The organism is Pollutibacter soli, assembly GCA_029269725.1.
Classification (GTDB): Bacteria; Bacteroidota; Bacteroidia; order Chitinophagales; family Chitinophagaceae; genus Pollutibacter; species Pollutibacter soli.
In genome coordinates this window covers 195,863-202,859 of record JARJHS010000011.1, presented here as the reverse complement: position 1 = coordinate 202,859, position 6,997 = coordinate 195,863, and the positions used below count along the sequence as shown (strand labels likewise).

Annotated in this window: 6 protein-coding genes; all 6 read right to left on the bottom strand. The window is 42.0% G+C overall.

The window, feature by feature from the left end; translation table 11 throughout:
* Nucleotides 1-117: 117 nt before the first annotated feature.
* The gene (locus P2W82_RS22125) at nucleotides 118-2,262 is read right to left on the bottom strand and encodes a S9 family peptidase (protein WP_336518132.1); all 2,145 of its coding nucleotides are present in this window, start codon (nucleotides 2,260-2,262) and stop codon (nucleotides 118-120) included.
* 91 nt (nucleotides 2,263-2,353) lie between these two features.
* Nucleotides 2,354-2,875: a hypothetical protein gene (locus P2W82_RS22120; RefSeq protein ID WP_336518131.1), complete on the bottom strand. Its 522-nt coding sequence runs from the start codon at nucleotides 2,873-2,875 to the stop codon at nucleotides 2,354-2,356.
* Nucleotides 2,872-3,687 carry an ABC transporter permease gene (locus tag P2W82_RS22115; protein WP_336518130.1) on the bottom strand — a complete coding sequence of 272 codons (816 nt, stop codon included), beginning with the start codon at nucleotides 3,685-3,687 and terminating at the stop codon, nucleotides 2,872-2,874. Before P2W82_RS22115 ends, P2W82_RS22120 begins: the two co-directional genes overlap by 4 nt.
* 29 nt (nucleotides 3,688-3,716) lie before the next feature.
* Nucleotides 3,717-4,631 (bottom strand): ABC transporter ATP-binding protein, encoded by a 915-nt coding sequence (locus P2W82_RS22110; RefSeq protein WP_336518129.1) that lies wholly within the window; start codon nucleotides 4,629-4,631, stop codon nucleotides 3,717-3,719.
* A 99-nt stretch (nucleotides 4,632-4,730) separates the two neighbouring features.
* Nucleotides 4,731-5,591 carry an SDR family oxidoreductase gene (locus tag P2W82_RS22105; RefSeq protein ID WP_336518128.1) on the bottom strand — a complete coding sequence of 287 codons (861 nt, stop codon included), beginning with the start codon at nucleotides 5,589-5,591 and terminating at the stop codon, nucleotides 4,731-4,733.
* Complete coding sequence (nhaA, locus tag P2W82_RS22100) at nucleotides 5,588-6,937, bottom strand: Na+/H+ antiporter NhaA (protein ID WP_336518127.1); 1,350 nt, start codon at nucleotides 6,935-6,937, stop codon at nucleotides 5,588-5,590. Before nhaA ends, P2W82_RS22105 begins: the two co-directional genes overlap by 4 nt.
* Nucleotides 6,938-6,997 lie beyond the last annotated feature (60 nt).

Here is a 6,997-nt window from a genome sequence, read left to right as displayed (position 1 = left end):
ACATCATTTTCAAATCGTTTCCACACCACATTCTCTTCAAATCCAATACAGGCAACAATTTCAAAGAACTATTATCTTCAATAACGCAACGCTAATGATCACTTACAACCTTCAACTCTACAGGTACCTCAAAAAAAACTCATAGGTCCTCAACATCTGGTCAATACGCTGCCGGTTATTTCCACTGCGTGTAATCTCATGTGTTGCTCCCGGATGACGCACATATTCCACTGGTCTGGCCAGCGTTTTCAGACTTTTATACAGCATCTCACTCTGGATAACCCCGGTGCGCAAATCATTTTCACCATGGAAAATAATCAGCGGCGTTGTGATGTTGTTCACATAAGTCAGTGGCGATTCTCTATCCAGTAATACCTTTACATCTTTCTGCCATGGATAACCGCCGAAATATCCTGGCACCAGGCGTGATGCATTTCCTTCTCCGAAAAATGTTCCCAGTTCATAAACACCTCTTTGTGAACAGGCAGCTTTGAAACGTTTATCATGACCCAGGATCCATGTAACAAGATAACCTGCATAAGAGCCACCCGTAACGAACAATTTCGATGTATCTGCCCAATTTTCTGCAACCGTTTTATCCAAAGCTGTCAGTACATCAGATGCCGGTCCTGCACCCCAATCGCTCAGATTGCCACGAAGAAATTGTTCACCATATCCTGATGATCCCCGGGGGTTGCTGTATACCACACCAAAACCTTTTGAACAGAAATACTGGTACTCATGCCACATGGAACTTTCTCCTGGTCCCCACATCGCCGTTGGACCTCCGTGAATTTCCAGTAGTAAAGGATATTTATTTCCGGGTTTAAAATCAATTGGCTTCATCACCCAATACTCCACACTCATTCCTTTCTCATTTACAAAACTGTGCTTTTCCGGAAAACTCAGTTTCCTGTTTTTGAGCCAGTTGCTGTTTAATGAAGTAATCTGTTTACTGTTTTTTACAAGCGCATCAGCAATAAAAATTTCTGAAGGGTTTGCAACGGATGTTTTCGCAAATAAAATTGAGTTTCCATTGATGTCAAAGCTGGTGATGCCACTGATATCATCAGTAAGCTTTTCGGATTTACCTGTATTCACATTAAAACGACTCAATTGTACTGCTCCATTAGTCTGTAATGTGTAATAGATGAAATTCTCATCAGCATTCCATTTGATACCTGAAATATTTCTGTCTGTATTTATGTCGATAGCCTTATTTGACTTTCCATCGATGGAAACAACTTTAACCACTGGAATGCGAATTTCCTTAGTGCCGTCAATAGCGTAAGCAAGCCATTTACCCGATGGTGAAACGCCCATGATCCTGTATGCAAAACTATCTTTACCGAATAATTTTTTCTCAACTCCCGTTTTCGGATTTATACTGAACAGTGCCATCTCTTCCTGGCGGTCTGGATGCAATTGAGGATTTGGAACAGTATTGAAAAACATCAGTGTGTCGTTTACAAAAACCGGATTTGTGAAAGATCTGAATCCATTACATACGGTTTTTGGATTGCCACCACTCGCAGGGATTATAAAAACCTGGTTGAAATTTATTCCGGATGAGGTAGTTGATTCTTCCTGGAACTTTACCCGGTCGATCACCTTTGCCTTATTATCTTTTTCGTTTATTGCGAGGTAATTCCGGATAGCGTCTATGGTGCCATCAGGATCAGCAGCCACCTGGCCGGTCCGAAAATTACTGTTCGGGTTAAATCCTGGTTTTTCATAATCCCATTTCGGTGTTTCTTTCGATGGATTGAGCAGTGAATCAGATAATATATCAGTGAGCGTCGCGGTGGATGAAAAAATAATCTGTTCTCCGTTTGTTGTCCACTGGGGATTTGATGCTCCATATTTAATTTTGGTCAGCTGAATTGCTTCGCCGCCATTCATATTCAGTATAAAAATTTGTGGCTTAGCGTTTATAGTTCTTACAAAAGCGAGTCTTTTACCATCAGGACTAAGGCTTGGCTGCGATGCACCTTCTTTAGCCGATGTCAGTTGACGTGGATTATTACCGGCAGGATCGGTAGCCCATATCTGAGTTACATATTTGTATTCCCATTTGTCTGCATCCGGTTCAATGTTCTGTACAGTGAATACTGCGATTGTACCATTTTTCGCGATGTCAATATTGCCTGCAGTTTTAATTAACGTTAAATCAGTGACGCTGATACCGCGGATTGACTCCTGTGTATAAGCATAAGCGGAAACAACCGATATTAAAAAAATAACAAGTAATAACCTTATCATATTTAAATTTTGAGTTCAATCTGAAATCTAAACATAATATAGATACCTGACGTAAAGAGCTGACAGGTTTCCAAAACCTGTCAGCTCTGCCTTAACTGGCGGGTTTCGATTTTGGAATGATTTTCGGCTTTGCAGATTTTGGGATCACCAGGTTGGTGCTGATCTCAGGAAGTTTGGTACGAAGGTCATTTTCCCTGAACAACGAAGTGTCGATAAAATACCAGTTTTTGCCTCCATCTTTTGACAAAGCAAGGAGCGTGGTTTCATATTCGATATCTGCAAATACTGTTGCCAGGTAAATGGTTTGCGATAAGGTTGTTTGTAATTGTTTTTCGTTCGTGATGATATCTGCAGGATTTCCGAATATTATTTTATTGACGGTACCACCCATACTCTTAAACATTAACAGGGCTGAGTCAGCAAGCAGGCTAAGTTTTTTTTCACCTCCTTCCATCTGCACCAGTTTCGGATACATGAACTTTTTGAAGGCAGTCATATCATTATTCACGAGTGCCTTTCCCATTTCAATAGCCTGGGTTTTTATTACTGTCGAAAGTGGTTGTGCAACCGCAGAATTTCCAATGCAAATCAAAATTAAAAGCAGCAACCTCATAAATCTCTCCTTTTATTGATGGTATAGCAAACGAGCCACACGATTGCAGTCACGATCAGTGTAAGTATCACGTGCATCCCTATCGCATCAACCGCTTTCTGGTATCCTTTCTCATCAAATTTTCCCAGGAATGCGACGATAGGAATCATTCGGTCGGATATCTCCAGCGGAAAAAAACGGCCAATATCATTTGCTTTAAAACGAAGGATTTTTTCGGCGATATTTTCCAGGATCAAAAAATAAAAAACGAAAACACTCAATGCAATGAATGATCTGCGGATAATAAATCCGATAAGGAATGCAATAGATAGCTGTGAGAAAGTTTGCAGCCCAAATAAACCCACATACTTTACCTGTGAAAATTTATCAGTTACATCAGCAGGCGTATTATTCAGGCCGATGGCCATTGCAACAATAAAAAATATTACGCTTATCAGAACTGTAATGAAGGCGACATCAAAAAGTTTTCCGGTAAGAAACTGCTTTCTGCTCCATCCGTCGATTATATTCTGCCGGTGAGTTTTAAAATTATATTCATTGGTGATCAGCATGATTACTACAATACCGGGAATGAAAACAAAAAAAGAGCTGAAATAAGCAGCAGTATGAAATACTTCCGGAAATGCAAAAGGGTTGCCGATCAATGCTTTAGCCAGTTGCCCTTTAGCGTCTTTGTTCTTTGTTAATTCAAGATAGCCAGTGTAGAAAATATAATTGATGCCCGGGTAAGAAAGTGCCGTTATTCCGATCACCCACCAGAACGCACGATAACTCTTGATTTTAAGCCACTCTGTTTTTATGATATTGTTCATGCTGTAATTGCGCTGTTGATGTTCTGTTGTTAAAGTGGATTTTCGTGTACGTCGGCAGTGAGCTCAAAAAACCTGGTTTCCAGTTTTTGTTTTTTAAGCAACAGGTGATTCAGTATAATTCCATTATTGAAACAAAAGCGGTTTACTTCTTCGAGATTGACTCCACCTTTCTGGAACGTCGCGTATACAAATGCGTTTTCTTTACTCAGATTTTTAATCCCGGCAAATTCCCTGAGCAATTCAAACAATCGCGAATTGTCTGCAGCAGAGAGTTCGACCGCATCTTCATCGATCAATACTTCATCGACATTTCCGGTAGTGACAAGCACTCCTTTTTTAAGTATGGCGACATGTGTACAGATCTTTTCTACTTCGTCCAGCAAATGGCTCGCAATGATGATCGTATGACCCTGGTTACGCAATGCCGTGATCAGCTGCCGGATCTCGATGATGCCTACGGGATCAAGTCCGTTGGTGGGTTCGTCAAGTACAAGAACCTTCGGACCTCCGAGCAATGCTGCTGCGATGGCCAGTCTTTGTTTCATTCCGAGACTGTATGTACTGAATTTTGTATTTCTTCTTTCAAAGAGCTTAACCTGTTTTAATACAGAATCAATTGCAGGTCCTGCATCACCGCGGCCACTGATCTCATGAGTTATCTTAAGATTGTTCACCGCGGAGAGGTAGTGATAAAAATTTGGCGTCTCCAGTAATGAACCAATCTTCTTACGGATATCCGGAGAACTCCCTTCTCCAAACCAATTATAACTGCCGCTATCGGCAGCCAGTACATCAAGAATAATACTGAGTAATGTCGTTTTACCGCTACCGTTAGGTCCTAAAATGCCGAATACCGAACCTTCCGGAACCTCGATGCTGACTTTATTCAAAGCCTGGATGCGGCCATAGGATTTCGATACCTCCCTGATCTGCAATATTGCCATGAGATGATTTTCTTTTATAAAAAATGGATCGGCTGAAAACTCCGGACAGAACTTCAGGAAAGCTATTACAATAATCCTGAAAACTGTTAACAGATTTAATCACGGAAGATGCTTTTTTCTGTTGACATATTGCTGCAGAGTTTCACTGCCGGCAATAGGTGCAATCGTGTCGTGCATCATCACCTCTGTAAAGAAGGCGATTTTATCGAAACTATTCCGGTCAAATATTTTTATCAACGGCAGCATTGATCTTACGAGGCCCATAGGAACCGTTCGTATTTTTTTTGCAGGATTGATATTTTCCTGGATGATTTCGTTGATCCTTTTTCGCGTAAGCACTTCCGGCCCACCGGCAGCGAGGACATAGTTTTTCTCAGCCAGTGAATCAACGACTATCCTTGCCAGGTCTCTTTCTGAGATTGGATTTGTTTTCATTTCACCTTTTCCCATATTGACCAGTTGCCCTTTTGCAGCCATTTTCATCAGGTCGATGAATGCGCTGAAGAGTGCTGGTGGTTTCACAATGGTGTAATCAATCCCCGATAGTGCGACCAGGTTTGCCATTTCCTGGTGTACAGCGAAATACTCCAAATCCGGATATTTTTCTGCATCCAACGCTGACACATACACGAATTTTTTCACTTTGTTTTGGAGCGCATCTTCGAGAATTTTTTTATTGATTTCCAGGTCTACCTGGCGAAAACTTCGTTTTGACCGATCAAAAGGAGATACTGATTTTCCAAGGGCTGAAATAACCAGATCATACCCCGCACAAATGCCTTTAAAATCATCCGATGAGGATAAAGGGCTTATTCTGAAATCATCAACATCATTTTCAGGAAAAGAATTATCAGGTCTGCTTCTGACTACCGCTGTCGTGAAAAAATTCTTCGATTTCAATGCCGCCACCATTTCGCTGCCCAGGTGGCCGGTTGCCCCAAAAACCAGCGCTTTTATCATTTCTCCTCTTTTATGCCAGGACGTTTAGATGCCCATTTTATTACAAAATATCCTGCGAAACTGGCCACAAGGGATGCTGCGAGTATTCCCAGTTTAGCCTGGCTTATAAGGAATTCATCATCAAATGCGAGATCTGTTACAAAGAGCGACATTGTAAAACCGATCCCTGCGAGTAATCCGACGCCAACGAGATGCCTGCCTGTCATTCCTTTAGGCAGCTGTGCGACTCTTAGTGAGATAAGTATCTGAATAATACCTGCTACTCCAATCAGTTTACCGAGCAACAGCCCAAAGAATATGCCCATCACTACCGGGCTCAGGAGCATATCTCCCAGGCCGGCGTCCAGTTTCATTCCGGCATTACTCAATGCAAACACGGGCAGCACCAGGTAAGCCACAAATGGATGCATCGCATGTTCGAGCCTTTGAAGAGGTGTCAGCGCCAGTTTTGACACATCGCGAATATTCGCGAGGACATGCAACTGCTCGTGTGTCACCGTTGGCTTATTATTTGTTTTAGCTTTCTTAAAATCTTCCACAAGTCCCTCTACCTGCAAAACAAAACCCTCCCCGGAAATTTTAGTATTTGCAGGAATTGTAAATGCAGCAAGAACAGCAGCAATCGTGGCATGCACACCAGACATCAGAAAGAAAAGCCAAACACCACCGATGCCAATAATCGCATAATACAAAGTACTGCGAACACCCATCCGGTTGCTGATAACAAGTAACAGTAGCAACGCTCCTGCACTGAGCAGACTGTCTACATCTATCTCAGAAGTATAGAAGAAGGCGATCACAAGTACTGCTCCGAGATCATCTGCGATCGCCAATGCTGTCAGAAAAATTTTTAACGATACGGGCACTCTGTCGCCCAGCAGGTAAAGTATACCGAGTGCAAAAGCAATATCAGTAGCCATTGGTATACCCCATCCACCAGCAGCTTCACCTTTCAGGTTGAACATTGCATAAATCAAAGCAGGAATCACCATGCCGCCAATGGCTCCGGCAAGAGGCAGTATCGCTTTCCGTGGCTCATTTAGTTCCCCGGCTATAATCTCTCTTTTCAATTCAAGTCCAACGACGAAAAAGAAAACAGCCATCAACCCATCATTGATCCAATGATGCAGACTCTTCTTAATCATGTACTGATTATAGCCAACATAAAATTCGTGTTCCCATATATGCTGAAACTGTGTTCCCCAGGGAGAGTTGGTTAATATAATTGCAAGGAGAGCAGACGAGAAAAGCAAAATTCCGCTCGTGCTGCTGTTGCTGATAAATTTTCTGACGGGCTTCAGAATCCATTTGTCAACGGGTTCCTGTCTGATCCCCGATCTTTCCATATCATTCATGTTGTTGAGCTGACTATGAGATCAGAAAATACAACATTATCAATTAAACCA

Bases quoted from the DNA above. Each gene is read 5' to 3' on its own strand.
- P2W82_RS22120 (WP_336518131.1), bottom strand. From the start codon at position 2,875: ATGAGGTTGCTGCTTTTAATTTTGATTTGCATTGGAAATTCTGCGGTT.
- P2W82_RS22110 (WP_336518129.1), bottom strand. From the start codon at position 4,631: ATGGCAATATTGCAGATCAGGGAGGTATCGAAATCCTATGGCCGCATC.
- P2W82_RS22125 (WP_336518132.1), bottom strand. From the start codon at position 2,262: ATGATAAGGTTATTACTTGTTATTTTTTTAATATCGGTTGTTTCCGCT.
- P2W82_RS22105 (WP_336518128.1), bottom strand. From the start codon at position 5,591: ATGATAAAAGCGCTGGTTTTTGGGGCAACCGGCCACCTGGGCAGCGAA.
- P2W82_RS22115 (WP_336518130.1), bottom strand. From the start codon at position 3,687: ATGAACAATATCATAAAAACAGAGTGGCTTAAAATCAAGAGTTATCGT.
- nhaA (WP_336518127.1), bottom strand. From the start codon at position 6,937: ATGGAAAGATCGGGGATCAGACAGGAACCCGTTGACAAATGGATTCTG.